Genomic DNA, 25,421 nt, shown 5'->3' with positions numbered 1-25,421 from the left:
ATGCTGGATCGCTGGACGATGCCGTTGACCCAGGCCCCCTTGGGTCGATTGGCGGCAGGCCTGGCAAAGTGGGGAGCCCGGCCCGATCAGGTGACGCTGGGGGCTTTCCTGATCGGTATGCTGGCGCTGCCGCTACTGATCCTGGAATGGTATGGGCTGGCGCTGGTGGCCATTTTGCTCAATCGTCTGGGCGACGGTGTGGATGGTGCTCTGGCCCGTCTGACCGGACAGGCCACCGATGCCGGTGGGTTTCTCGACATTGGCCTGGATTTCGTCTTCTATGCCGCCGTGGTACTGGGGTTCGCCCTGGCGGATCCGTCAGCCAACGCGCTGGCGGCCGCTTTCCTGTTGTTCGCCTTCATCGGCACCGGCACCTCTTTCCTGGCCTTTGCCATCATGGCGACTCGATACGGACTCGAGCGCCCGCGATTCCAGCAGAAGGCGTTCTACTACCTGCACGGCTTGACCGAAGGCACCGAGACCATACTCGCCTTCATCCTGTTCTGCCTCTTTCCCGCCCACTTCGCCCTGCTGGCCACGCTGTTTGCCGTGGCATGTCTGGTCACCACGGCCACCCGCCTATGGGGCGGTTACCACACCCTTCGTGGCCTGCAGCAGTGACCTGGCCGCCCGTGCAATATCATTGCCGTAATGACGAAGGGGCAGCCATCCGGCTGCCCCTCGATCGGTCGATACTGGCGTGTCAGGCTCAGTGCTCGACGCCACCCTCGCCATGCACGTGGCCGTGTTCGACCTCTTCCTGGCTGGCTTCACGCACTTCGGCGATCTCGACGTCGAAATTGAGTTTCTGGCCGGCCAGCGGATGGTTACCGTCGACGGTGACGGTGTCGCCTTCCACCTTGGTCACGGTGACCATCAGCGGGCCGCCCTGGGTCTGGGCCTGGAACTGCATGCCCGGCTCGACGGCCTCGACACCCTGGAACGCATCACGGGGGACTTCCTGAACCAGCTGCGGCTGGACTTCGCCATAGCCTTCTTCCGGGGAGACGGTGACATTGAGCTTCTCTCCGCTCTCGCGACCTTCCAGCCCCTTTTCCAGGCCCGGAATGATGTTGCCGGCGCCATGGAGATAGGTCAGCGGCTGACGGCCTTCCGAGCTGTCCAGCACTTCACCTGCGTCGTTGGTCAGGGTGTAGTGGAACGCGACAACAGAATTCTGCGCAATCTGCATTGATTAACCTTTCGGTGAGTGCATGTACAAACCATGGTAACGCGCCATTCCGGGACTGTCAGGGGGGCGGGAGAATTTTCAGGTTGTGTCCGGCGATCCTGAGCATCATTCACGCCTTTTGGCGCGGTTGCGCACCCGTGGCCCCACAGTTACCCTAGCGGGATTCCTTTGTCATCCTGCCGTCCACCCTCCCATGGAGCATGCTCAATGATCGAGATCGTGATCTGGCTGATCGCCTTCGCCCTTATCCTGTTCTACTGCATCAAATACTGGGAATCCTCCGTCAGCACCGGGTTGAGCAAGGTCATACCCAGCATCCTGAAAAGCGATGACGAGAACCGCTGGGTATGGGGTCTGGCCCTGGCAGTGCTGGGTGCGACCACCCTGGTACGTCCGGTCGATATGCTGCTGACGGCGATCGTGATTGCGATCGTGGTGCTGGTTGGCAAGAAAATCGCTTGCTGGGCAATGGACCGGGCCAAGTTCCACTGAGACCAACCTCACACCCGGCATGACAGAAAGCCCGCGGCACGTGCCGCGGGCTTTCTGGTCGTTGCCATACGGCAATGACTTCACGACGGTTTGTTTGCTGCCGACAAGTCGAGGTGCATTGCTTGTGTTGGCAGGAGCCTGAGCCGGCCAACGAGGCCGGCTCATGCCTCAGTAGGGAGCCACGCTCAGGTTGGCACCGCTGCCGATCAGGCGTACGCGCTGGCCGGCCTGGAAGTTGCGATCGGCTTTCTGGACCACCACGATGTCCTGGCCATCATCGCGACGAATTTCCATTTCCCAGGCGCGCACCCGGTTCGCAGACTCCTCGATGCCACTGCCTGCCACGGCACCACCGATTGCGCCAGCGGCGGTGGCAAGCTGACGCCCGGAGCCGCCACCGACCTGCCTGCCCAGCAGGCCGCCAAGAACGGCGCCACCGCCTGTGCCGATGATGCCCCCGGCGCGACTGTCAGCCTGGATCTGTACCTGGCGCAGCGCGGTAATGGTCCCGAACGTGACTGTCTGGCCGGTTTGCGCCTGACTGCCGCGGTAGACATCGCCACCATAAGGGGCGGTGTTGGCACAGCCAGCCAAAGTCAGGACACCAATGGCCAGTACGGGAATGAGACGCTTCATGAAAACCTCCTGAGGCATGAACCGATGGCTGGCTGTCTGGCGAGGCGCATCGGGCTGCCGGGTTACGGAACGCTGTTTGCTAACCAGCTTAACCAGTGCTGGGATGTTTGACCAGTCCCGGTCGCTCTAGTGCCCTGCAGTGTAGTGTTCAAGCGTTCAAACAATGTGAAAAATCGTTCTCATGCAAGAGAATGAGGTGGCAAGAACGAAAAAAGGGAGGCGCGAGGCCTCCCAAGGGTTCCAGTCGTTTACCGCAACGCCGCCATCAGCCGAACTGATTCATGGTGTTGTCCTTGCCACCGGCCTTGAGCGCCGCTTCGCCGTGGAAGAACTCCTTGTGGTCGTCACCAATGTTGGAGCCGGCCATGTCCTGGTGCTTGACGGTGGCGATACCCTCGCGGATCTCGCGGCGCTGGACGCCCGCCACGTAGGCCAGCATGCCCTCGTCGCCGAAGTAGCCCTTGGCCAGGCTGTCGGTGGACAGGGCCGCAGTGTGGTAGGTCGGCAGGGTGATCAGGTGGTGGAAGATACCGGCTTCGCGAGCCGCATCGCGCTGGAAGTTGCGAGTCCACTCATCGGCCAGCTTGCCCAGTTCGGTGTCGTCGTACTCGGCACTCATCAGGCCGGCGCGGTCGTAGGCCGACACGTCCTTGCCTTCCTTCTCCCAGGCATCGAATACCTGTTGACGGAAGTTCAGGGTCCAGTTGAAGGACGGCGAGTTGTTGTAGACCAGCTTGGCATCCGGCACTTCTGCACGGATACGGTTGACCATGCTGGCGATCTGGCCGACGTGGGGCTTCTCTGTCTCGATCCACAGCAGGTCGGCGCCATTCTGCAGGCTGGTGATGCAGTCCAGAACCACGCGATCCTCGCCGGTGCCCGGCTTGAACTGGAACAGGCCAGAGGCCAGGCGCTTGACCTTGACCAGCTTGCCGTTCTGCTTGATGACCACGTCGCCATTGTCGATATCCGAGGCGCTTTCGATCTCGTCGCCGTCCAGGAAGCTGTTGTACTGGTCGCCCAGGTCGCCCGGCTCCTTGGTGACCGCGATCTTCTGGGTCAGGCCAGCGCCCAGGGAGTCGGTACGGGCAACGATCACGCCGTCCTCGACGCCGAGTTCCAGGAAGGCATAACGCACGGCGTTGATCTTGGCCAGGAAGTCTTCATGGGGCACGGTGACCTTGCCATCCTGATGACCGCACTGCTTCTCGTCGGACACCTGGTTTTCGATCTGGATGCAGCAGGCGCCGGCTTCGATCATCTGCTTGGCCAGCAGGTAGGTGGCTTCGGCGTTGCCGAAGCCGGCGTCGATGTCGGCGATGATCGGTACCACATGGGTCTCGTGGTTGTCGATCTTGGCGATCAGCTCGTCGGCCTTGGCCGTGTCGCCAGCCTTCTGGGCTTCTTCCAGGTCGCGGAACAGGTGGTTCAGTTCCCAGGCATCCGCCTGACGCAGGAAGGTGTAGAGCTCTTCGATCAGGCCGGAGACCGTGGTCTTCTCGTGCATGGACTGGTCGGGCAGCGGGCCGAACTCGGAGCGCAGGGCGGCGACCATCCAGCCGGAGAGGTACAGGTAGCGTCGCTTGGTGGTGCCGAAGTGCTTCTTGATGGAAATCAGCTTCTGCTGACCGATGAAGCCGTGCCAGCAGCCCAGGGACTGGGTGTACTGCGCGGTATCGGCATCGTAGGCGGCCATGTCCTCACGCATGATCCTGGCGGTATGGCGGGCGATGTCCAGTCCGGTCCTGAAACGGTTCTGGGCACGCATGCGGGCAACGTTCTCTGGACTGATGCTCGCCCACTTGCCTTGCTGAGCTTCACGCAGTTGAGCCAGTGCCTTGATATCGTCTTTGTATGACATGGGGAGCCATCCTTCCGATAAGAGGTGTAGTCGTCGGCTTCGGTCGCCTTGCCGCGGCGCTTCGCTGCCTTGTCGATCGCTCGCTGCATCGTACCGACGGCACGCCGGTCATGCTGCATCTGCGAAGTGATACCAGGTTCCACCAGAGCAAGAGAGAAGTCTCTACGGCCTTGGTCGAACCGATTCCAAAATTAAAAAGGTCGTCGGGTCTACAACTTTTCGTCGAATATCGAACGAGCGTTTTAACCTCGTCTTGGGTCCACTATGACGCATGCAGCCTAAGCATAGCAATTGACACTTGGGGGGAAGGAGGGTTGTAACTCGACTACATGACCAGCCGGGATGGTGGTAATTGTGTAGTCGAATTTCTGATCAGTCGGTCGGCATGAAAAGGGTCATTGGCTTAGGCGAAGGTGCATGTTGCGATGCGGAATACCGGCGTCCAGAAACTCGCCCCCACACGCCATGAAGCCCAGCCGTTCGTAGAAGGCGAGGGCATGCGTCTGGGCCGCCAGCTCCACCCTTTCGTGGCCCAGGCGCCGTGCCGTGTCGATGGCCGCCTGCATCAACGAGGCGCCAATCCCCAGCCCGCGGCCCTCCTGGAGTACGGCGACACGGCCAATGTGGGCATCGGGCAGCAGCCGGGCGGTGCCGATGGGCACGCCATTCAGCAGGGCCAGGAAGTGCCGGCACGCCGGGTCCAGGCCATCCCACTCTTCCTCGATCGGTACGGACTGCTCCTCGATGAACACCACGCGCCGAATCTCGGAGGCCGCTTCGCCAAGCGTGGTCCAGTCCCCTTCGCGAATCTCGATATCCTTCATCGGCTACTCCCTTGGCTGCCATTCTTGCCCATGTTGCCTGCTCACTCTTCTTCGAATTCGCCGGCCCAGCACAGGCTGCCGGCGTCGATCAGAGCCACGAGCAGCCCGGCAGCCCCGGGAAGGCGCAGCAGGTGGGCATCCAGCGCTGTATCCGATGCAACCGACTGGGCCAGTACCTTTGCGCAAACCACGCCATCGCCGTCGACGAAAAGCGTTGCCATGTCATCCGGCAGGGCTCGCCAGGCGAAGCGTGAGCCGGGGCTGCGCATCAATTCCTCTCCTGCTTGTAGTTCAGCGACAAGCTCATCGACCTCGGTCGGTTCGTCTGTCGGTGTCAACTGGTCCACGTACTTGGGCTGCGTCATCACCCGGCCGAACCACTGGGCGAGCTGAGCGGGGTCATCGAGGGTGTCGAGTATCAGAGAGCGCATGCGGGCGATTGCGGCGTCATCGAGTTCCGTCGGATCCTCGGGCGTGGTCATGCCGGCATCGGTATAGCGCCTGGATGGCGGCAGCTGCTCTCCCAGGTAGTCGGCGAACGAGGTGACGGCCTCATCGGCGGAAGGGGCCCGGAAGCCCACCGAGATCGTCATGCAGTCGCTGGATTCGCTGACGCCGTGATGGGCCCAGGACGGCGGCAGGTAGAGCATGTCACCGGGCTCCAGCACCCAGTCCTGGCCCGGTTCGATGTCAAATCGTTCCAGAATACGCAGATCGATGCCCTGGAGTATCGGGGTGTCGTCCGCCACCTTGCCGCCCAGTTGCCAACGTCGCGTGCCGCCGCCCTGAAGCAGGAAGACATCGTATTGGTCCACATGGGGACCGACGCTACCGCCTGGCGGAGCGTAACTGATCATGATGTCGTCAAGCCGCCAGCGGGGCAGGAAGTCGAAATGCTCGAGCAACTCGGCCACCTCGGGTACATAGTGGTCCACCGCTTGTACCAGCAAGGTCCAGCCGCGTTCGGGCAGCTTCGAGAAAGTCGCTTCGTCGAAGGGGCCGTGGCTCACTTGCCAGGGGCCATCGCGACCGTTTTCCTCCACCAGGCGCGCCTCGACACCCTCTTCGCAGGCAAGCCCCGCCAGTTCGTCGGGTTCCAGCGGGCACGCGAAATCGGGAAAGGCGCCGCGTATCAACAGCGGCTTGCGCTGCCAGTAATCGCGCAGGAACTCGGCGGCGGTGAGGCCTCCCAGCAGGAGGCGAGGGGTGTCGGTTTGCATAGTCTCTTGATTTCCAGCAGATGGGCACAACGGCATTCACGAACGTCAGCAGGGTTGGCCGAACACTGCCCTGCAGTTGGAGGGGGTATGGTAGCGCATCCCGCCCAGGCAGGCGTTGCCGTCCGGCTCGAGGCGGCATACGCCAATGCGGGGCGAGGCGATGGCAGGAGAGGACGAGGTCATCGGTTGGCGCCGGGCACCCACAGCACGTCACCCGCCCCGTTGTCGTTGGCCTTGCGTGCGGCGACGAACAGTAGATCGGAAAGGCGGTTCATGTAGCGCAGTACCTCGGGATTCACCTGCTGGCCGACCATCAGGTGCGTGATCAGACGCTCGGCTCGCCTGGCGGTGGTGCGGGCCATATGGAGATGGGCGGCCAGGGGGGTCCCCCCGGGCAGGATGAACGAGCGCAGACTGGCGAGATCCGCATTCCAGGCATCGATCCGCCTCTCCAGGAATTCCACCTGCGACGCCGTGACCCGCAGGGGCGGGTACTCCGGGGCCTCCTGCTCCGGTGTGCAGAGGTCGGCTCCCACATCGAACAGGTCGTTCTGCACCGTGGCCAGTACCTGGCGCAGCTCGCCCTCGGCATGCAGCTGCGCCAGGCCGATGGTGGCGTTGGTCTCGTCCACGGTGCCAAAGGCTTCCACCCGCGGGTCGTGCTTGGCTACGCGGCTGCCGTCGCCGAGCCCGGTGTCGCCCTTGTCCCCGGTACGGGTATAGATCTTGGTGAGTTTGACCATTATTTCTTTCCGTCTGGCGGGTTCTCTCTCGTCTCGGACAGGAGATGCCTATCCTTGGTCAAAGCCTGGACGGTTCTCAAGTAGCTGTCCCGTACCGAGACTTCCTCGAGCAGCTCCGGTCTATCAGACAGGACTTCCAATACCCGGCGCGCGATAAGCGACTGTACATGATAGCGCCGTCGCAGGCGCAGGATTTCAGCGCTATCGCGCCATCGGCTCGACCAGTCGAGATGGTCACTGACGGCATTGTCCAGGGCAGTGATATCCTCCGGCCGATCCCGGGCCACCTTGATGACCGGCGGCAGCCACTTCCCTTCGCCACGATGGTGTTGGACGATGCCGCGCACTTCCGCGGCGGTCCGGGCAGCACCCGTCAGATCCGCCTTGTTGATCACATAGATATCAGCAAGCTCCAGTATGCCGGACTTCATTGCCTGGATGGCATCGCCGGCATTGGGTTGCAATACCATGACCAGCGTGTCCACGGCGTGGCGGACGGCATGCTCCGCCTGTCCGACGCCCACCGTCTCGAGCAGTATCTCGCGAAAGCCATAGCTTTCGACGGCATTGAGCAGGTCCGCGATATTATCTGTCAGTCCGTCATGGGATGCGCGGCTGGAGAGGGAGCGTATATAGAGATCGGACTCGTTGGCGACGTTATCCATGCGAATGCGGTCGCCCAGGATCGATCCGCCGCTGAGCGGGCTAGTTGGGTCGATGCCAATGACAGCCACACCACCCCGTTCCCGGCAAACCGCCAGGCGTCGTTTCGCGAGTCGGCTGATCAGGGTGCTCTTGCCTGCGCCCGGGGCTCCCGTGAAACCGATGCGTGCCGTCTCGAAGGGCATGGGTGCCGGGCCGGGATCCTGACTGACACTCTCTGCCACCGAGGCCGTTGCCAGCCGGCTCAGGGTGCGGCCAAGGGCGCGACGGGCGATTGGGTCGAGCCGTGTCATGTTAGCCTCCGGTCGCGTTGTGGTATCCCTTCACTTCCCACTCCAGGCCCTGCAACTGTTCGGAGTCCTCGCCAAGCAAGGGAGGCGGGCCATAGCGGGCAGGCTGCCCCGGTAGCTTGATCGGGTTGCCAACCATGCGGATCTCGCCGTGGAGGGTAGGCACCGATACCACCATATGTCGTGACTGGGTCAGTTCCGATTCCAGAGCTGCTTCCATGCTCTGGACGCCCGCCACTACTACGCCCAATGGGGAGAGTCGTCCCACCCACATGTCCGTGGTGCCCGTGGAAAGCACTTCCTGAATCGCGGTGATGACCGACTCGCGGTTTGCCGCCCGCGCTTCCATGGTCGAACAGCGAGGTTCCTCGATCCATTCGCTGCAGCCTATTTCGTTGCAGAAGTCGGCCCAGAAGCCATCGTGGGTAATGAACAGGGCCAAGTGCCCGTCCCGGGTGCTGAATATCTGTGCCGGCACGATGTAGGGGTGTCCGCCACCCGGGTAGCGCTGAACCTTCTGGCCGGCGTTCAGGTAGGCGCTGGCCAGGTAGTTCAATTGCGAGAGCATGGTGTCGTAGAGCGAGACGTCGACCTGCCCCCCCTGGCCTTCCACCAGTTTTGCGGCCAGGCCCAATGCCCCCATGATGCCTGCCGAATTGTCGACGACGGAATAGCCCGTTTTCACTGGGGGGCTGTCGGGGTCGCCGGTCATGGCCATGATGCCTGCCAATGCCTGTATCACATAGTCATAGGCGGGCTTGTCAGCGAAAGGCCCTTCCAGGCCAAATCCCGTCAGGGCCAGGCAGACGAGCTTGGGGTTATGCGCGTGCAGAGCGTCGTAGGTCAGGCCGAGCTTGCGGATGGCAGCTGGGCGAATATTGGTCAACAGTGCATGAGAATTCGCGGCCAACTCGCCGAGCCGTTGTTGCCCCTCTCTGCTGGTGAGGTCGAGGCAGATGCTGCGCTTGTTACGGTTCAGGCTGGCGAAGTAGGTATTGTGGGGGCCAATGTAGTTGGGTCCGATCTGGCGGCCGATATCGCCCTTGCCGGGTGCTTCTATCTTGATCACTTCAGCCCCCAGGTCGGCCAGCAGCATGCCGCAGTAGGGACCGGCCAGCATGTGGCTGACCTCGAGGATACGAATGCCGGAGAGGGGGCCTGTGGGCGGGGCATCATTGTTCATGACAGCTGCCTCTCTATGGCGCTCAAGACTTCCTCCAGAGGCATCTCCGAAGTATAGACTCCGCAGACACCCGCCTTCAGCAGGGCCTCGCGGTCCTTCTCGGGAATGGTGCCGCCCACGAAGACCTTGATGTCGCCGGCGTCGTAGGCTTCCAGGCAACGCATCGTCTCGTTCACCAGCTCCATGTGGCTACCGGAGAGCATGCTCAGCCCCACTACATCGACATCCTCATCCACCGCGACCTTGGCAATGTACTCGGAGCTCTTGCGCAGCCCAGTGTAGATGACATCGGCCCCAGCATCGCGCAGGGCCAGGGCGATGACCTTGGCGCCCACATCATGGCCGTCGAGGCCGGGTTTTGCGATCAGTATACGCTTGCCCTTCAAACTCATGGGATCTCTCCATTGACGGTTGCCTGGGGCCACCAAGCCTGCTCACAGGCGAATGGGCTCCTGGAACTCGCCCCATTGAGACGTGAGCGTGGCGACCATCTCGCCCACGGTGGCGTAGGCATGACAGCAGTCGATCAGGTAGGGGAGGATGTTCTCGTCGTCCTTTGCTGCCGCCTTTTCGAGGGACTTGAGGGTGCGGCCGACCTGGGCCTGGTCGCGCTGGCCGAGGAGGCGCTCGTACTTCTCCTGGACCCGCTGTGAGGCCTGCGGATCGATTTTGAACACTTCGCCAAAATCATCCTTCTGGCCTTCGCGGCGGAAATAGTTCTGACCGACTATCACTGTTTCCCCCCGGTCGACCCTCTGCTTGCGCTCATGCGCGCGCTCGGCAATGCGCGCCTGCAGATAGCCATCCTCGATTGCTTTCTCGACGCCACCGTAGTCATCGATCTCCACGATGACCCGACGGGCTTCCTGCTCCATCTGGTCGGTCAGCCACTCCACGTAGTAGCTGCCGCCCAGTGGGTCCACGGTCTTCGAGATACCGCTCTCATAGGCCAGGATCTGCTGGGTGCGCAGGGCGATTTCGGCGCTGAACTCCGTGGGGATCTGGAAGGCCTCGTCATAGGCGCAGGTGAATACCGACTGCGCTCCTCCGAGGGTGGCGGCAAGTGTCTCGATGCCGACCCTCACGATGTTGTTGTACGGCTGGGCGGCCGTGAGCGACGAGCCTCCACACACCACGCCGAAGCGCAGGCGCTGAGCCTTTGGGTCGGTGATGCCGAAGCGCTCCTCGAGCAGCTTGGCCCATAGGCGTCGCGCCGCCCGGAATTTGCAGACTTCCTCGAAAAAGTCCATGTGCACGTAGAAGAAGAAGCTCAGGCGATTGGCAAACTTGGTGGCATCCCCGCCCCGTTTCATCAGCTCTTCCACGTAGGCCAGGCCGTTCGCTAGGGTGTAGCCCAGCTCCTCGACCGCTGTGGCGCCGGCATCGCGGACATGGGCACCGGCAATGCTGATCGGGTTGAAGCGTGGTGTCTCGCGGTTGGAGAACAGGATTGTGTCCGCGATCAGGCGCATGGAGGGGCGCACGGGGAAAATCCAGGTGCCCCGGGCCACATACTCCTTGAGGATGTCGTTCTGGATGGTGCCGGTAAGTTTCTCCCTTGGCACTCCCTGTTTGTCGGCCACGGCACAATACATCGCATAGATGATCGCTGCGGTTCCGTTGATGGTGAAGGAAGTGGAGATGTCCCCCAGGTCGATGCCGTCGAAGAGGATTTCCGCTTCCGCCAGGCTCGAGAGCGAGACGCCGACCTTGCCCACCTCGGAGCGTGCCATCGGGTCGTTGGGGTCGTAGCCGCACTGGGTAGGCAGGTCCAGTGCCACCGACAGGCCGGTTTGTCCGCTTTCGAGCAGGAAACGATAGCGGGCGTTGGTGTTTTCCGCCGTACCGAAGCCCGAGTACTGGCGAAAGGTCCACAGCCGGCCACGATAACCGTTGGGAAAGATGCCTCGCGTATAGGGTGGCTCTCCTGGTGCGCCCGGGTCGGGATGCTTGAGCATGTCAGCCGTGACCAGTTCGGGGATTTCGATACCGGAGGCGGTGCGCGGCTCGGGTATCGGCGGGGTGCGATGACGAGAAGAGGAATCGCTCATTGAGATCTCCTTGCGTTCAGTACCTCGTCGGCGACTGCCCAGTGGTCGTCGTGTATCCAGGTGGAGACGAAGTGGCGGGTCTCGATGTCTTTGAGGACGTCCACTGACGTGTCCTTGTCGTGTGCCGTGGTCAATGCCTTGAAAGCACGTAGAACCTGGGGCGCCTGCTGCAGGATGGGATGGCAGAACTCATGCACACACGCGTCGAGGGATTGATCCGGCGCCGCGGTGCAATCGACCAACCCGATGCGCTCGGCATCGCTGGCGCCCAGTAGCTCGGCCCGGGAAAGGAGGCGCAGAGCCTGCGTCATGCCAATGCGCTGCCGCAGGCGGATGCCACCGCCCCAAGCGGTCGAGATGTTGAGCTTGCCCTGGATGAAGCCGATACGGCTGGTGGAGGCGGCAACGATGAAATCGCAGGCGACGGCCAGTTCGGCGCCCCCTCCCAGCGCATCACCGTTCAGGGCGGCGATGACCGGCACGGGAAATTGCGCGACCGAAGTTAGGCTGCGCCTGGCCTCACGACTCATTGCCAGTGCCTCCGCTTCAGTACGCACATTGGCCAGGTCGTGCAGGTCGCCGCCTGCGGCGAAGCTCTTGTCCCCAGCGCCGGTCAATACCACGGCCTTGATCTGCGGATTGCCGGCATGCTCGGTAAAGGTCGTGGCGATCTCGTTGAGCACCGCCCTGGAGAGTGCGTTGCGCTTCTCGAGACGGTTAATGGTGACCCGCAGCAGGGGGCCATCCGATTCGACGACAAGGTGATCGGCAGCCATCGGGGTTCTCCTGGGTGGTTCTTGTGATTTATTTTACGCCATTTTGAATTGTTATACTTATATGTGAAATTTTTCGTGTCAAGGTCAACAGATACAGACTGGCCAGTGGGGTGCGATAAATAGAAACGAAGAGAGGGCATCCGGCGGTGTCGGGATGTGTGGGTCGGGTCATGCTGGTGGATCGAGTCGGGGCGGCGTCAGGGTGCTGGAGGGCTTGGTGGTGTTGATGGGCTGGCTGTTTCTGGCCCTGAGTCAACGGGGGTTGCGCCTGAGGCCGCGATTATCGTTCAGGGTTTCCTTGGTTTTGGCATGATTCTCTGCAAGAGGCAGGGAAACGGAAGGGCTCTCATAGCGCCAGCAGGCGATCTCCGTAATGCAGCAGGGTTTCCCGGTAACGCTCCTGGTTGCGTGCCATTCGCTCCATGGGGCCAGCGATTGCGAGCCCCAGCATTTCGCCATAGACGGTGCGCGCGATGGCGATGGCCATGACGTCGTCGACGTTCTCGCCGCAGGTGATGAAATAACCGTGATGGCGTCCTTCCTCGATATCGTCCAGTAACTGGGCGCGGTCAGTCAGCGTGCGGTTCGTGGCCGCGGTGAGTGGCAGTTTCTCGAGCAGCGCCTGAAGCCGCTTGGGGGACTCCTGGCCCAGCATGGCCTTGCCGATCGCACTGGAGTGAAGCGGTTTGGCGTCACCGGGGCGAGCGGCGTAGCGCACGGTATGTGTCCCCTCGATGACTTCCAGATAAACGATGCCGCTGGCCTGGCGCTTGCCCAGTATCACCGTTTCTCCAAGGTCGTCGCGAAGCTCGAGCAGGATCGGGGTGACGCTCTCCAGCAAGGGGTCGTGGGTTGCGATAGCCTGGGCGACCTGGAGCAGTCGCTTGGTGGGGTAGACCCGCTTTTTCTGCTCCAGCACATAGACGTACCCCAGAGCCTGGAGGGTCTTGATCAATGCATGGCAGCTACTGATCGGGGCATCGATGCGTCTGGCCAGATCTGTGAGCGAAAGCGGGGCCTGATCCTCGGCGAAGGTCTCGAAAAGACTCAGAGTGCGGGCGGCCGTCTTCACGCTTTCGGGCTTGCCGCGTTCCGATGACTCTCCGGCAGGCCGGGGAGATTGCTTCATCACATTCGCCTCTTTCGGTCCGGTTACCTGATTCGATAGCTTACCTGAGCCAGGCCGCTATCGCAGTCGCAGGTCGGTCCGTTTGACAGTAGGCCATCACTGGGGCTGGTTTTAGCGTGAAGTTTCGCATTTATGAATAATATTACACAAACAGGAAAAAATGATAAGTTTGGACTAATAATAACAACACATCCGGCGTCGGCCGAGGCAGGCTGCCGTCCGGGGGCACGTTGTCCAGGGAAGGAGCCCCTGGGGCATGTCATCAGGAACCCACGAACGCCAGAGAGGTACAACAATAATGCGACTCACGACACTTTGTTCGAACGGCAATTCCATGAAACCCCTCGTCCTGGGTGCGACTGGGGTGGTCATGTGCGGCATGCTGCCACTTTCAGCCGAAGCCCAGGTTCGGCTGGCCATGGGTGGCACGCACAGCGGCTCCTCATTCTACTCCTACCAGGTTGCGGTGGTCTCCGACTGGAATGACAACGTTGAAGGGGTCGGCATGACCATCCAGGAATTGGGCGGGGCAGACGCATCGACCCAGGGTCTGCTCCGCGGTGAGATTGACATGGGTATTGCGGTCACTTCCTCCGATCATCAGGCCGTCGAAGGTGAAGGAGACTTCTCTTCGCCAGCTGAAAACCTGCGCACTCTCTATTTCTTCGCGCCATTGCCGCTGAACTGGGTTGTATCGGCGGATTCCGACATTCAGAGCCTTGACGACCTGAACGGCGCAGAGCTGAACCCGGGTGGGCGCGGCACAGCAACAGAAGGCCAAACGCAGACCGTGCTCGATGTCCTGGGCATTGAACCCGACTACTATCGTGCCGGCGGCGATGACGCACTGGACGCCTATCAGAACCGCAACCTCGATGCCTTCGTCAAGGCAGGCCTTCATCCCGACGGCTATATCCAGCAGGCTCATTCCTCGCGCTCCATTCGGTTGCTATCGATGAACAGCGAGCAAGCCGAGCAGGTGGCTGAGGCATATCCTTACTTCAGCGTCGGCGAGATCGACCCTGGCGACCACTACGGCGAGCAGACGAGCCCGCTAGCGACCGTGCAGACGGGTATCGGTATCAACACTACGTCCGAGCTATCCGAGGAGATCGCTTATGGCATCGTCGAGCGTGCCTTCTCGGAGGAGGGTATCAAAGCCGCCGCCGATGGCTATGTGCCCGCATCCCGTATCGATCCGCTTCAACTGACACTCGATGTCAGTGTGGCGCCGTTACATGCGGGTGTTATCCGTTATCTGAAAGAGCACGGACACGACGTTCCCGAGCACCTGGTGCCTCCGGAATACGCGGAGTAACCCATTCGTCTCGACCGGCGGCGTGGCGAGGGGGTTTCCTTGTCGCGTCGGCCGAGGAGCGGAGCCTTCGGGAGCATTTCGTATGAGTTCTGATGAACGCGTGACGCACCTGCGCCACTTCAGCGGTGTGGCCGGCTGGCTGCTCGGTGGGCTCGCCCTGGCCTGGATCCTGTTTCATATCGTCACGGCCGGGGTGGGGACGCTGCCGAATTATCAACAGCGTGCCGTTCACCTGGGAGGCGCGCTGTTCTTCGTCTTTCTCCTATACAAGGGGCGTACACATGCGCCCCGCCTGCAGCTCTTGCTACTCGACATTCCCTGCGCTCTGGCCTGCGTGGTACTGCTGGGCTATGTCTTCGTCAACTACGACGCCATCGTGACGAGCAGTTGGTATGTCAATGAGTCAGTGGAAAAGGCCTTCGGCGTCACCCTGTTCATTCTGCTGCTCGAGGCGATCCGGCGCACACTCGGCTGGTTCTTCGTCGGACTGATCCTGTCCTTCTGCGCCTATGCCTATTTCGGCCCGTACCTTCCCGGTGCACTGGGGCACCGGGGGCTCACGTTGGACCGGATGATCTATGTCTTCTACATCGGTAATAACGGCATTCTCGGTACCTTGATGGGCATCTCTGCGACGGTGGTGACCCTGTTTCTCATCCTGGGGGCACTACTCAATGCCAGCGGAGCCGGTGACACCTTCATACGCATCGCCATGCGACTCGGTGGGCGCATCCGGGGTGGAGCCGGCATCGTTGCAGTGATCGGTAGCGCTTTCATGGGCATGATCAATGGCAGCACGGTGGCCAATGTCACCAGCACGGGGGTGTTGACTATCCCGCTGATGCGGCGCCTGGGGTTCAATCGCAATCTGGCGGGATCCATCGAGGCGGTTGCCTCCACCGGCGGGCAGATCATGCCTCCCATCATGGGGCCGGGCGCCTTCCTGATGGCGGAACTGCTGGGCGTGGCGTATCTGGACGTGGCCAAGGCCGCCCTCGTTCCCTCGCTCCTTTTCTTCACAGCCCTGCTATTCGGGGTTTACCTGATGGCGCGGCGCTACCAGCTCGAGGCGCTGCCGGCAGAGCTGATCCCCTCGCGCAGAGAGGCCTTCGAGCCGATGGCCATGGCCAATTTGCTGATGCCCATCGGTATCCTGCTGTTTTTCATCCTGCAGCGCTATACGATCCAGACGGCGGTGTTCTGGTCGCTGATGTCGATCATCGGCATGATGCTGGTCAGTGCCCTGGTGAATCCACGCCCCGCCAAGCACACGGCCAGCGAGCAAGCCAGGAGGATGGCTGGCTTGGAAGACAAGAGCGCCGAGGCAGGGCCGGAGCAGGGCAGCAGCGAGGGGAGCACCGCCAGAGAGCGGCTGGGCAACGTTACCCGGGAAACCTATCAAGGCCTGTATAGCGCCGCGGTGAGCGTGGTCTACATCGCCATGATCATCGCTGCTGCCCAGATCATGGTGTCGGTGATCAATCTGACCGGCCTGGGGGTAACGCTGTCACAGATCATCCTGGCCATCGGCGGCGACTTCCTGTTCGTGTCCCTGTTGCTTACCATGGCGCTCGCGATCATCCTGGGGATGGGCATGCCGACTCCAGCCGCCTATGCCGTGGGCGCGGCCGTACTGGCGCCGCCACTGCTCAACCTTGGCTTCGACCGCCTGCCGTCGCATCTCTTCCTCTATTTCTTTGCCAGCTTGTCAGCGATCACGCCGCCCGTTGCGGCGGGCATCTTTGCGGCCATTGCCATCAGCGGCGGTACCTTCTTCGGCACGGCCCGCTACGCGTTGGTATTGGCATGCAGTCTGTTCCTTCTGCCCTTCCTCTTCATCCTCAATCCCGAACTGACGCTAGCGGGCGACCCGCTGACGGTCGTGTTCGCCGTGCTTAGTGCCTTGGTCGGCATCAGTTTCCTGTCGATCGCTGCCATCGGCCAGTTGGGAGAGCGGCTTGGCGTGACATCCAGACTTCTCATTGGCGGGGGCGCCATTGTCATGGCCACGCCTGGCCTGCTTCTGGATTTGCTTGGCGGGTTCTGCATTGCGGCAGGGCTGCTGCTCTATCGCACCCGGTTGATGTCGGGTCGCGGGAGGGGCAAGCAGGTGCGGGGCGTGATGCGCGCCAGGAAGTAGGGCGTGCCTGTGCCCCATTTAGGCCCGGTAGTGGGTCCAGTGGGGCACAGAGAAGCTGGACAGGTTTCAGGAAATGGTCTGGGCCTCAAAGTATTCGGGCCTGCTCCTCGGCGTTGCCGATATAGGTGGCAGGCGTCAGGGCCCTGAGCTCGGTCTTCACCTCGGCCGGCAGCTCGAGGCTGTCGATGAAGGCGGCGAAGCCGGCCTGGTCGATGCGCTTGCCACGGGTCAGCTCCTTGAGTTTCTCGTAGGGCTTCTCGATGCCGTAGCGGCGCATCACCGTCTGGATTGGCTCGGCGAGCACTTCCCAACTGGCATCCAGGTCGCTGGCCAGTCGCTCCGGGTTGGCTTCGAGCTTGGAGATACCCTTCAGCGATGCCTGATAGGCGATCAGGCCGTAGGCCAGGCCCACCCCCAGGTTGCGCAATACCGTGGAGTCGGTGAGATCGCGCTGCCAGCGGGAGATGGGCAGCTTCTGGGCCAGGTGGCCGAGGATGGCGTTGGCCAGCCCCAGGTTGCCTTCGGAATTCTCGAAATCGATGGGGTTGACCTTGTGTGGCATGGTGGATGAGCCGATCTCGCCTTCCACGGTCCTCTGCTTGAAGTAGCCCAGGGAGATGTAGCCCCACACGTCCCGGTCGAAGTCGATGAGAATGGTATTGAAACGGCAGATGGCGTCGAACAGCTCGGCAATGTAGTCGTGGGGCTCGATCTGGGTGGTGTAGGGGTTGAAGGTCAGCCCCAGCCCCTCGACGAATGTGCGGGCGTTGGCTTCCCAGTCGACATTCGGGTAGGTAGCCAGGTGGGCATTGTAGTTGCCTACGGCGCCGTTGATCTTGCCGAGGATCTCGATGCTCTCGATCTGCTTCAGCTGACGACGCAGGCGATAGGCGACGTTGGCCATCTCCTTGCCCAGGGTGGTGGGGCTTGCCGTCTGTCCATGGGTGCGCGAGAGCATCGGCAGGGCGGCATGCTCGTGAGCCAGGCGGGTGATGTCATCGGCAATCTGGTGCATCACCGGCAGCAGGGTCTTCAGCCCATCGGTCAGCATCACGCCATGGGAGAGGTTGTTGATGTCCTCGCTGGTACAGGCGAAATGCACGAATTCGGTAATCGCATGTAGCTCCGGCTGGCCTTCGATCTTCTCCTTGATGAAGTACTCCACCGCCTTGACGTCGTGATTAGTGGTGCGCTCGATCGTCTTGATGCGCTCGGCGTCGGCAAGCGAGAACTCACGGACCAGAGTCTCGAGGAAGGCGGTGGCCTCGGCGGAGAGCGGCGGCACTTCAGTGATGCCGGCCTGTTCGGCCAGGCGCTGGAGCCAGCGGATCTCGACGACGACCCGGGCGCGGATCAGGCCGAATTCGCTGAAGTGCTCGCGTAACGCCTCGGCCTTGCTGCCGTAACGGCCATCGACGGGGGAGAGGGCGGTGAGAGCGGAGAGAGGCAGGGTTGCGGCTTGCATGGTCGATTTTCCGATACGGTGTGGAGAAGAGTGGCCCGGTCAGCGGGGTCAGCCCAGTTGATCCAGGGCTTTCTTGAGGGCGCCGCGCTGGAAGACCAGCTTCCAGCGGCGGCCGCCCTGTTGGTGCCAGAGCAGTGCGAAACGAATGCCGGCGAGCAGGATGGCGCGAACACGCTCGGGCATCATGCGGCTCTGCAGCAGGGAAGGGTCGCCCTGCACCACGATACGTGTCTTCAGGGTGGAGATCGTGTCCTGATAGGCCCCGCCGAGACTGGCGATGACGTTCTCGTGGGTGGCATCGAAGTGTTCGGCCTGCCCTTGAATGCGCGTCAGGTGCTGACCCAGTCCGGCCATCATGTCGTCATCCTGGCGCAGCTTGTTCATCAACAGGAGCAACGAGAAGCCGTAGCGCAGTACGACGGGATTGGCCTGCTTGCGCCCCACCACCGACTCGAGCACCTCGAGGCCGCGGCGCAGGTTATTGGGGTGGCCGCCATAGATGGCCTCGAAGCTTTCGGGGTTGGTGTCGAGCGTGGCACGGATCAGTGTTTCCCAGGCACGCTGGTCGACCTGGCCGGTACGGGCGAGTTCGTCGACAAGGCTGGCCGCCTGGAACACCCCGGCCAGGGCCAGGGCCTGGCGAGCGGTGGGAGAGTCCGGGGTTCGGTGGATCGGGGTCGCAGTCATGCAGCTGGCTCCATGGCATTCCATGTGTCGTGGATCACCCCGCCGCCGAGGCAGATGTCGCCATCGTAAAGGACCAGTGACTGGCCGGGGGTGACGGCGCGCTGAGGATCGTCGAAGCGCACCTCGACACCGCCGTCGTCCCGGGTACGCATGGCACAGGGCACGTCGGCCTGGCGATAACGGGTCTTGGCGGTGAAGCGCCCGGCATCGGCGGGCGCTTCGCCCGCCACCCAGTCCATCGCTTCGGTGGCCAGCGAATCGCTGTAGAGCAGGGGGTGGTGCTTGCCCTGTACGGCGACCAGCACGTTGCGCTCCAGGTCCTTGAAGGCCACGTACCAGGGCTCCTCCGGGTAATCGGCCAGCCCGCCGATCCCGAGCCCCTGTCGCTGGCCCAGGGTGTAGTACATCAGCCCCATATGCTCGCCGATGACGTCACTTTCGGGTGTCTCGATCGTTCCTGGCTGTGCCGGCAGGTATTGTTTCAAGAAATCGCTGAAGCGCCGCTCGCCGATAAAGCAGATGCCGGTGGAGTCTTTCTTCTTGGCGGTGATCAGGTCGTGGCGCTCGGCGATGGCGCGCACCTCGGGTTTTTCCAGTTCACCCACCGGAAACAAGGTGCGAGCGATGGCGGCCTCCGGCACGGCATGCAGGAAGTAGCTCTGGTCCTTGTTGACGTCGATACCCTTGAGCAGCCGGGGGCGCCCATCGCGCACGCCGCCGCGAACGTAGTGGCCGGTAGCGATCTTCTCGGCACCGAGCATCTCGGCGTATTCGAGGAACACCTTGAACTTGATTTCCCGGTTGCACAGGATATCCGGATTCGGTGTGCGCCCGGCCTTGTACTCGGCCAGGAAGTGCTCGAAGACGTTGTCCCAGTATTCGGCGGCAAAATTGGCGGTATGCAGCTTGATGCCGAGTTTCTCGCAGACGGCCCGGGCGTCCGCCAGGTCGGCCTTGGCGGTACAGTACTCGGTGCCGTCGTCCTCGTCCCAGTTCTTCATGAACAGGCCTTCGACCTGGTACCCCTGCTCCAGCAGCAGCAGGGCGGAAACGGAGGAGTCGACGCCGCCGGACATACCGACGATCACCTTGCCTGAGGTGGCGGTCATGGGCGCTCTCGGATTGAGTGGGTCGCAAATGGGCGAGGATTATACCCTATCTTGCTTCGTGGCTTCGACCATCGCGTCAGGGTGGGCAGGGCTGCTGGCGTTATGGTCGAGCGAAGGTGAAAAAATAATTGACCGGCCGACCAGTTAGCATTAGCGTGTCTGCATGACGAATCCAACGACGACCCGAGATCCGGACCTGACCCGCTTGCGCATCATGGATGCCGCGACGGATCTCTTCGTGGCACATGGCTTTTCCAGTGTCACGATGAGTCAGCTGGCGAAAGCGGCTGGCGTGACCAAGAGTCTGATCCACCACCATTTTGGTAGCAAGGAAAAGCTCTGGGAAGCCGTCAAGGAACACGCCTTCGAGCAGTACTTTCGGGCCCAGATGGAGATGCTGCAGGAGGCGGGAGAGCCCGACGCAGCCCTGCTTCGGGAGTCGGTGGTCGCCTATTTTCATTACCTGCAGGCGAATCCCAGCGCGGTAAGGCTGTTTGCCTGGACGCACCTGGAGGGAGACACGAGCTGCGGTGACATGGACGCGCAACTGATGGGTGCCGGAGCCGAGTGGGTACGTCAGGCGCAGAAGCGCGGATTGCTGCGTGCCGACGTCAACCCGGCCCACCTGGTGGCGACCTTTGTCATGACCTGTACCCAATGGTTCGAGGCCAGGTGCCATCACCAGCATTGGCCGGGAATGGGCGATGACGAGGCCTTCCTGGACGATTTTCTGAAGATATTCATGGAAGGGGTCGTGCCCCGCGACTGAGCCCCTTTATATTTGATCCGTTAATTGACTGGTCGGCCAGTTTGTTGATAGGGGAGCAAGAACATGATTCATGGGCGAAAGGGCACAGGGGTGCTGCTGGTCCTCGGGCTTGCGGTGATGCTGGGGGGCTGTGACCCGACGCCCGCCGCGGTGGACGCTGCAAGTGGTGATACACGGGCAGCCGTGCATGTCATGGAGGTTCGCATCGGTGCCCGGGAGGAAAGGCTTCGGTTTCCTGGCACGGTGCGGGCAAAGGAGCGCGTGACACCGGCTTTTCTGCATGCGGGTGTCCTGCGTGAACGACTGGTTGAACGTGGCCAGCGGGTCGAGAAGGGAGACCCCCTGGCGCTGTTGCATAACCCGGCGCTGCCGCCGGCCCTGGCGATTGCCGGGGGGCAAGTGAAGGAGCTCGATGCCCATCTTGTCCGGCTCGGGCGGGATGTTGAGCGGGCCCGCACCCTGCGCGGACGAAACCTGATCGCCGAGGAAGAGCTGGACCGCCTGGTATCGGAGCAGGAGGCGACCGCCCAAGCCAGGGAACAGGCCGTTGCCCGCCGGGCCGATGCACAGGCCCAGGTCGAGGAGATGACACTGAAGGCTCCCTTCGATGCCGCAGTGACGGACCTCTATGTCGAGCCGGGCGACTTCGTGTCGGCGGGCCAGCCGGTGCTCGCGCTCTCCGGAATCAACGGGCTGGAGATCGAGGTTCGTGTGCCCGCCATGCTCGGGGAGAGGCTGTCGGCGGGCATGCCGGTGGATATCATGCCAACCCTGCACGAGACCCGTTTCACTGGGCGAATCGATACCGTAGGGCGGGCCGACTCCGCCCTGGCGCCGGTCATCGTCTCCCTCGATACCGATGCCGACGCCTACCTGGCACCGGGGGAGTCGGTACAAGTGCACCTGGCCGTGCCTGCCGCGGAGTCGCTGCAGGTGCCCCTTTCCTCCGTGCTAGACCCCGGCGGGCACGCACCTTATGTGCTCACTCTGTCCGAGGACGATGTCGTTCGGCGGGTGCCGGTGGTGCCGGGCCGCCTGGTCGACGATTGGGTAGCCGTGGCGGCGACGCTCACCCCCCGCGACCGGGTGGTGACGGCCGGCCAGGGACGCCTGGAAGAGGGCGATCGGGTGCGGGTGCTGCCATGAACTGGGTACTGTCGACCCTGCAGCATCGTCGCCTGGTATTGACCGTCACGGCCCTGCTCGCCTCGCTGGGGCTGGCAGCCTGGCTGGCCATGGACCGTCAGGAGGACCCCTTCTTTCCCTACCGCTTCGGGCAGGTCATGGTCCCCTATCCCGGGGCGGAACCGGAGCAGGTGGAAAGACTGGTGCTCAATCCCCTGGAAGAGGAGCTGGCCCAGGTCGAGGAGGTCAACGAGATCATCGGCACCGCCCGGCTGGGCCTGGCCCATGTGCAGATCGAGATGCACGAGCATGTCTATGATACCGTGCCGCTGGGAGAACTGGCCGACATCCACATCATGGCACGGGAGCCTGCCGTGGAGCGTCTCTGGCATGACGGAAAGCCGGCCGTGGCCCTCGGGATCATCCTGTCCCAGGATCGGGTCAATGCGGTTCGCTTTGGCGAAACGTTGCGCACGCTGCTCGACGACCTGCGTCCCGGCTACGCACCACTCGAGATAGAGGAGATGTTCTACCAGCCGCGCTGGGTCGAGCAGCGTCTGGCCGAGCTTGGCTTCTCGCTATTGCTGGGGATCACGATTCTTGGGGTTCTGCTGTTCCTGGCCATGGGGCTGAGGCTGGGGCTGTCCGTGATGTTGATCGTCCCGCTGGTGACCTTTTCCTCCCTGGCCATCTATGCCATGGGAGGTGGAGTCCTTCATCAGATTGCCGTGGCCGGCATGGTGATCGCGCTGGGCATGCTGGTGGACAACGCCATCGTCATGGTGGAAAACATCCAGTGGCATCGTGACCAAGGCGCGTCGGCCTCGGAAGCGGCGACACGCTCGGTATCGGAGCTGGCCAAGCCGCTGCTGGCCGCTACCGGAACGACCCTGGCGGCCTTCGTGCCGCTGCTGCTGTCCAGTGGCAATACCGCCGATTTCACGCGGGCCATCCCGGTGATGGTGATGCTGACCCTGGTCATCAGCTATCTCTATGCCGTCTTCGTCACGCCCGTCTTTGCGGCCGGCCTCCTGAAGCCCCGGGGCACCCCGGGACGTCGTGGCCTGCAGCATATGGGAACCTGCATCGCCCGGTGCGCCGTCCGCTGGCCGGCCTGGATCCTCGTGGGTGCCGTGGGGCTGCTGGCCGGTGCGCTGGCCATGTTACCGCTGCTCAACCACGATTTCTTTCCCGATACCGACCGCAACCAGCTGGTCGTCGATCTGCACTTTGCCGAGGGCACCCATCTCGACTACACCGCCCATCACGCCGGTGTACTGGCTTCCGATTTCCGTACCCGGCCGGGAGTGCTGCGAGTGCACCGGTTCGTCGGCTCCAGTGGTCCCCGCTTCTACTACAACCTGGCCGAACAGCCGCGTCAGCCGCACCTGGCCCGCCTGGTCGTCGAGGCGGAAAGTGCCGACGACCTGGCCGGCCTGATGGAGTGGGCGAGGGCTGTCGCACCAGAGCAGTTGCCGGAGGCCGACGTGGTGGCCCGACGGCTGGGGCAGGGGCCCCCCGTGAATGCGCCGATCGAGATTCGCGTATTCGGCGAGGACAGGGCAAGGCTCGCGGAAGCGGCCAGTCGCATCCTGAGCGTGGTGCGCACGGCCGAGGGCTCACGTGATGCGCGACATCTGCTGGGCGAAGGGCTGGCCACGCTGCGAGTCACGGTGGATGATGCGCGCGCCGCGCAATTCGGGCTGGCGCGACAGGACGTCGCCATGGCGGTGGCGGGAGCCAGCCGTGGTGTCGAGGTCAGCACCTGGCGTGCCGGTCGCGATCCGGCTCCCTTGCTGGTCCGTTCGCCGGAAGGCGAGCGCTTCCCGGCGGCCGGCCTCGAGGGGCTGCGTCTGGCCACCGACAATGGCGAGTCGGTCCCTCTCGGTGAGGTGGCGGCCCTGCACACGGTCTGGCAGCCGGCGGTCATCCAGCACCGCAGCCTGCAGCGAATGACCGCGGTACTGGCCGAGGTGGGGGAAGGGTACACCTATGCCGGTGTGCTGGACGTGATCCTGCCCCGGCTGGCCGAGCTCGAACTGCCGGAGGGCGTGAGCTATACCGTGGGCGGCGCGGCGGAATCGGCCGACGACGCCAATACGGCCCTGTTCCGAACCTTGCCGTTCGGCGCGCTGTTGCTGGTCGTCTTCCTGTTGGCACAATTCAATTCCTTCCGTCAACTGGGCATCGTGCTGACCACCGTACCGCTGGCCGCCATCGGCGTGATCCCCGGCCTATGGCTGACCGGCCAGCCGTTCGGTTTCACCGCCATGCTGGGCGTCGTGGCCCTGGTGGGCATCGTGGTCAACAACGCCATCGTGCTGATCGACGTGATGAACGCCAATCGCAGGCAGGGCATGGAACTGAACGAGGCGGTGGTCGGCGCAGTGGCAAGACGAACCCGGCCGGTGCTGCTCACTACCGCGACGACGGTTGCCGGGATGATTCCCCTGACCCTGACCCAGTCGACGCTATGGCCGCCGATGGCCTGGGCCATCATCTCGGGGCTGATGGTATCGACACTGCTGACGCTGTTCGTGATCCCGGCACTCTATCGCCTGGTCATGAAACCTCAACGCTCGTGGATGGTATCCATGGGGTAGAAACGACCCGCCATGGCATCACGGATGCGGCGCATCACCAAGGGGCTCCTCATGCGGCCCTGGCGCTCCAGCTCCTCGATCTCATCCAGCGTCAGCCAGTGGACGGCCAGGATGCCCGAGTCCAGGTCATTGCCCAGGTGGGCAAGGGCCATGCCGAAGAAGCCATGACTATGGAAGGTAAGGCCATTGGGGGCCTCATGGACATACATGCCGAGATAATCGGTGATGCCGACTTGCCAGGCACTCTCTTCGCGCAGCTCCCGCAGTGCGGCATCACGAATGCGCTCGCCGGGCTCGAGGTGGCCGGCCGGCTGGTTGAACAGGGACGGGTTGCGGGGACCATCGGGAGCTTCTTCCACCAACAGGAAGCGTCCGGCGCGTTCCACGACGGTGGCTACGGTAACGTGCGGTTGCCAGCGATTCATCGGCGCTCTCCTGTGTGGCGCCTCGAGCGCCTGGGTGCGTTGGGGCGAGGGGCGTGCAATGTTTCCTGGCGCCACTGCCCCGGAGCCAGGCCGTCGAGCCGCCAGGGACCGATGGCCACGCGCACCAGTCGCAAGGTGGGGTGGCCCACATGGGCGGTCATCCGTCTCACCTGGCGGTTGCGGCCTTCACTGATGGTCAACTCCAGCCAGGTGGTGACCGGATGGCGCTTCGTGTCCAGAGGCGGGTTGCGCTCGGGCAGGCCGCTTGTCCCAAGGCGTCTCGCCTTGGCCGGTCGCGTGGTGCCATCCTTCAATTTTACTCCATTGCGCAGTGCCTGCAGGGCGGCATCGCTCGGTTGGCCTTCCACCTGTACCCGATAGGTCTTGGGCTGTTTGTGGCGAGGGTCACTGATGCGGTGTATCAACGCACCGTCGTCGGTCAGCAGCAGCAGGCCTTCGGAATCGTAGTCGAGCCGGCCGGCGGCATAGATACCGGGCACGGGGATGACATCGGCCAGGGTGGCGCGTCGGTCCCCGCCGCCCTCCGTATCAGCGTCGGCCGGCCGGTCGGTGAACTGGGAAAGCATGCGGTAAGGCTTGTGCAGGAGATAGAGAATGCTCATTCGACCAAGGTCTTGCTACCATAGATTGTCGACAAATGTGGGGGCAAGCCTACTCCGACTGTCCGGGTGAATGCTATACTCCGCGCTCCACTGAACA

General features: G+C 62.7%; 24 protein-coding genes. 7 read left to right on the top strand and 17 right to left on the bottom strand.

The genetic code is table 11. The features are described from left to right. Positions 1 to 621, top strand: a complete 621-nt coding sequence (locus C1H69_RS09670; protein WP_102653198.1) for a CDP-alcohol phosphatidyltransferase family protein — start codon at positions 1 to 3, stop codon at positions 619 to 621. Positions 622 to 709: 88 nt separating this feature from the next. Here the strand turns inward: C1H69_RS09670 and C1H69_RS09665 are convergent, their stop codons facing one another. Beyond that, a complete protein-coding gene (locus C1H69_RS09665) occupies positions 710 to 1,192 on the bottom strand; it encodes an FKBP-type peptidyl-prolyl cis-trans isomerase (protein WP_102653197.1) in 483 nt (160 codons plus the stop codon). A 207-nt stretch (positions 1,193 to 1,399) separates the two neighbouring features. Here C1H69_RS09665 and C1H69_RS09660 point away from each other — a divergent pair, with 207 nt between their 5' ends. Beyond that, positions 1,400 to 1,684 (top strand): hypothetical protein, encoded by a 285-nt coding sequence (locus tag C1H69_RS09660; protein ID WP_102653196.1) that lies wholly within the window; start codon positions 1,400 to 1,402, stop codon positions 1,682 to 1,684. 168 nt (positions 1,685 to 1,852) lie between these two features. Here the strand turns inward: C1H69_RS09660 and C1H69_RS09655 are convergent, their stop codons facing one another. From C1H69_RS09655 to C1H69_RS09605, 11 genes are all read right to left on the bottom strand, one after another. Continuing rightward, positions 1,853 to 2,320, bottom strand: coding sequence for an outer membrane lipoprotein (locus C1H69_RS09655; RefSeq protein WP_102653195.1), 468 nt, complete (start codon positions 2,318 to 2,320; stop codon positions 1,853 to 1,855). Positions 2,321 to 2,585: 265 nt separating this feature from the next. Beyond that, complete coding sequence (locus C1H69_RS09650) at positions 2,586 to 4,181, bottom strand: isocitrate lyase (protein ID WP_102653194.1); 1,596 nt, start codon at positions 4,179 to 4,181, stop codon at positions 2,586 to 2,588. A gap of 395 nt (positions 4,182 to 4,576) precedes the next feature. After that, positions 4,577 to 5,005 carry a GNAT family N-acetyltransferase gene (locus tag C1H69_RS09645; RefSeq protein WP_102653193.1) on the bottom strand — a complete coding sequence of 143 codons (429 nt, stop codon included), beginning with the start codon at positions 5,003 to 5,005 and terminating at the stop codon, positions 4,577 to 4,579. A 41-nt stretch (positions 5,006 to 5,046) separates the two neighbouring features. Beyond that, positions 5,047 to 6,225 (bottom strand): cupin domain-containing protein, encoded by a 1,179-nt coding sequence (locus C1H69_RS09640; RefSeq protein ID WP_102653192.1) that lies wholly within the window; start codon positions 6,223 to 6,225, stop codon positions 5,047 to 5,049. Between the two features lie 179 nt (positions 6,226 to 6,404). Continuing rightward, entirely contained in the window at positions 6,405 to 6,968 is a 564-nt protein-coding gene (locus C1H69_RS09635; protein ID WP_102653191.1) for a cob(I)yrinic acid a,c-diamide adenosyltransferase, read from the bottom strand. Beyond that, the gene (locus C1H69_RS09630; RefSeq protein WP_102653190.1) at positions 6,968 to 7,924 is read right to left on the bottom strand and encodes an ArgK/MeaB family GTPase; all 957 of its coding nucleotides are present in this window, start codon (positions 7,922 to 7,924) and stop codon (positions 6,968 to 6,970) included. The genes C1H69_RS09635 and C1H69_RS09630 overlap by 1 nt, the downstream gene beginning before the upstream one ends. Before the next feature lies 1 nt (position 7,925). Continuing rightward, positions 7,926 to 9,104, bottom strand: coding sequence for a CaiB/BaiF CoA transferase family protein (locus C1H69_RS09625; RefSeq protein ID WP_102653189.1), 1,179 nt, complete (start codon positions 9,102 to 9,104; stop codon positions 7,926 to 7,928). Then, positions 9,101 to 9,496, bottom strand: a complete 396-nt coding sequence (locus C1H69_RS09620; RefSeq protein WP_102653188.1) for a cobalamin-dependent protein — start codon at positions 9,494 to 9,496, stop codon at positions 9,101 to 9,103. Before C1H69_RS09620 ends, C1H69_RS09625 begins: the two co-directional genes overlap by 4 nt. A 42-nt stretch (positions 9,497 to 9,538) precedes the next feature. Beyond that, positions 9,539 to 11,155: an acyl-CoA mutase large subunit family protein gene (locus C1H69_RS09615; RefSeq protein ID WP_102653187.1), complete on the bottom strand. Its 1,617-nt coding sequence runs from the start codon at positions 11,153 to 11,155 to the stop codon at positions 9,539 to 9,541. Beyond that, positions 11,152 to 11,931, bottom strand: coding sequence for an enoyl-CoA hydratase/isomerase family protein (locus C1H69_RS09610; RefSeq protein WP_102653186.1), 780 nt, complete (start codon positions 11,929 to 11,931; stop codon positions 11,152 to 11,154). The genes C1H69_RS09615 and C1H69_RS09610 overlap by 4 nt, the downstream gene beginning before the upstream one ends. A 346-nt stretch (positions 11,932 to 12,277) precedes the next feature. Then, entirely contained in the window at positions 12,278 to 13,060 is a 783-nt protein-coding gene (locus C1H69_RS09605) for an IclR family transcriptional regulator (protein ID WP_102653185.1), read from the bottom strand. A 298-nt stretch (positions 13,061 to 13,358) separates the two neighbouring features. Between C1H69_RS09605 and C1H69_RS09600 the strand changes: the two genes are divergently transcribed. Continuing rightward, positions 13,359 to 14,378 carry a TAXI family TRAP transporter solute-binding subunit gene (locus C1H69_RS09600; protein WP_165789453.1) on the top strand — a complete coding sequence of 340 codons (1,020 nt, stop codon included), beginning with the start codon at positions 13,359 to 13,361 and terminating at the stop codon, positions 14,376 to 14,378. 82 nt (positions 14,379 to 14,460) lie between these two features. Further along, entirely contained in the window at positions 14,461 to 16,518 is a 2,058-nt protein-coding gene (locus tag C1H69_RS09595) for a TRAP transporter permease (protein WP_102653183.1), read from the top strand. A gap of 85 nt (positions 16,519 to 16,603) precedes the next feature. Here the strand turns inward: C1H69_RS09595 and purB are convergent, their stop codons facing one another. The 3 genes from purB to mnmA all read right to left on the bottom strand — a co-directional run bounded on the left by purB (position 16,604) and on the right by mnmA (position 19,779). Beyond that, positions 16,604 to 17,968, bottom strand: coding sequence for an adenylosuccinate lyase (gene purB, locus C1H69_RS09590; RefSeq protein ID WP_102653274.1), 1,365 nt, complete (start codon positions 17,966 to 17,968; stop codon positions 16,604 to 16,606). 63 nt (positions 17,969 to 18,031) lie between these two features. Continuing rightward, on the bottom strand, positions 18,032 to 18,670 hold the full coding sequence (hflD, locus tag C1H69_RS09585) for a high frequency lysogenization protein HflD (RefSeq protein WP_102653182.1): 639 nt from the start codon (positions 18,668 to 18,670) through the stop codon (positions 18,032 to 18,034). Next, a complete protein-coding gene (gene mnmA, locus C1H69_RS09580; protein ID WP_102653181.1) occupies positions 18,667 to 19,779 on the bottom strand; it encodes a tRNA 2-thiouridine(34) synthase MnmA in 1,113 nt (370 codons plus the stop codon). The genes hflD and mnmA overlap by 4 nt, the downstream gene beginning before the upstream one ends. A gap of 163 nt (positions 19,780 to 19,942) precedes the next feature. On the opposite strand from mnmA, the gene C1H69_RS09575 reads away from it, so the two are divergent. The 3 genes from C1H69_RS09575 (at position 19,943) to C1H69_RS09565 (ending at position 24,276) form a co-directional block, all read left to right on the top strand. After that, a complete protein-coding gene (locus C1H69_RS09575) occupies positions 19,943 to 20,548 on the top strand; it encodes a TetR/AcrR family transcriptional regulator (protein WP_102653180.1) in 606 nt (201 codons plus the stop codon). Between the two features lie 63 nt (positions 20,549 to 20,611). Continuing rightward, positions 20,612 to 21,694, top strand: a complete 1,083-nt coding sequence (locus C1H69_RS09570) for an efflux RND transporter periplasmic adaptor subunit (protein ID WP_102653179.1) — start codon at positions 20,612 to 20,614, stop codon at positions 21,692 to 21,694. Then, on the top strand, positions 21,691 to 24,276 hold the full coding sequence (locus C1H69_RS09565) for an efflux RND transporter permease subunit (RefSeq protein ID WP_102653178.1): 2,586 nt from the start codon (positions 21,691 to 21,693) through the stop codon (positions 24,274 to 24,276). Before C1H69_RS09570 ends, C1H69_RS09565 begins: the two co-directional genes overlap by 4 nt. Here C1H69_RS09565 and C1H69_RS09560 read toward each other — a convergent pair. Together C1H69_RS09560 and C1H69_RS09555 are read right to left on the bottom strand one after the other, a co-directional pair. Further along, a complete protein-coding gene (locus C1H69_RS09560) occupies positions 24,246 to 24,701 on the bottom strand; it encodes an NUDIX domain-containing protein (protein WP_102653177.1) in 456 nt (151 codons plus the stop codon). The genes C1H69_RS09565 and C1H69_RS09560 overlap by 31 nt on opposite strands. Then, positions 24,698 to 25,324, bottom strand: a complete 627-nt coding sequence (locus C1H69_RS09555; RefSeq protein ID WP_102653176.1) for a pseudouridine synthase — start codon at positions 25,322 to 25,324, stop codon at positions 24,698 to 24,700. Before C1H69_RS09555 ends, C1H69_RS09560 begins: the two co-directional genes overlap by 4 nt. Positions 25,325 to 25,421 lie beyond the last annotated feature (97 nt).

Source organism: Billgrantia endophytica (genome assembly GCF_002879615.1).
Classification (GTDB): Bacteria; Pseudomonadota; Gammaproteobacteria; order Pseudomonadales; family Halomonadaceae; genus Halomonas; species Halomonas endophytica.
This window is presented reverse-complemented; position numbering and strand designations above follow the sequence as displayed.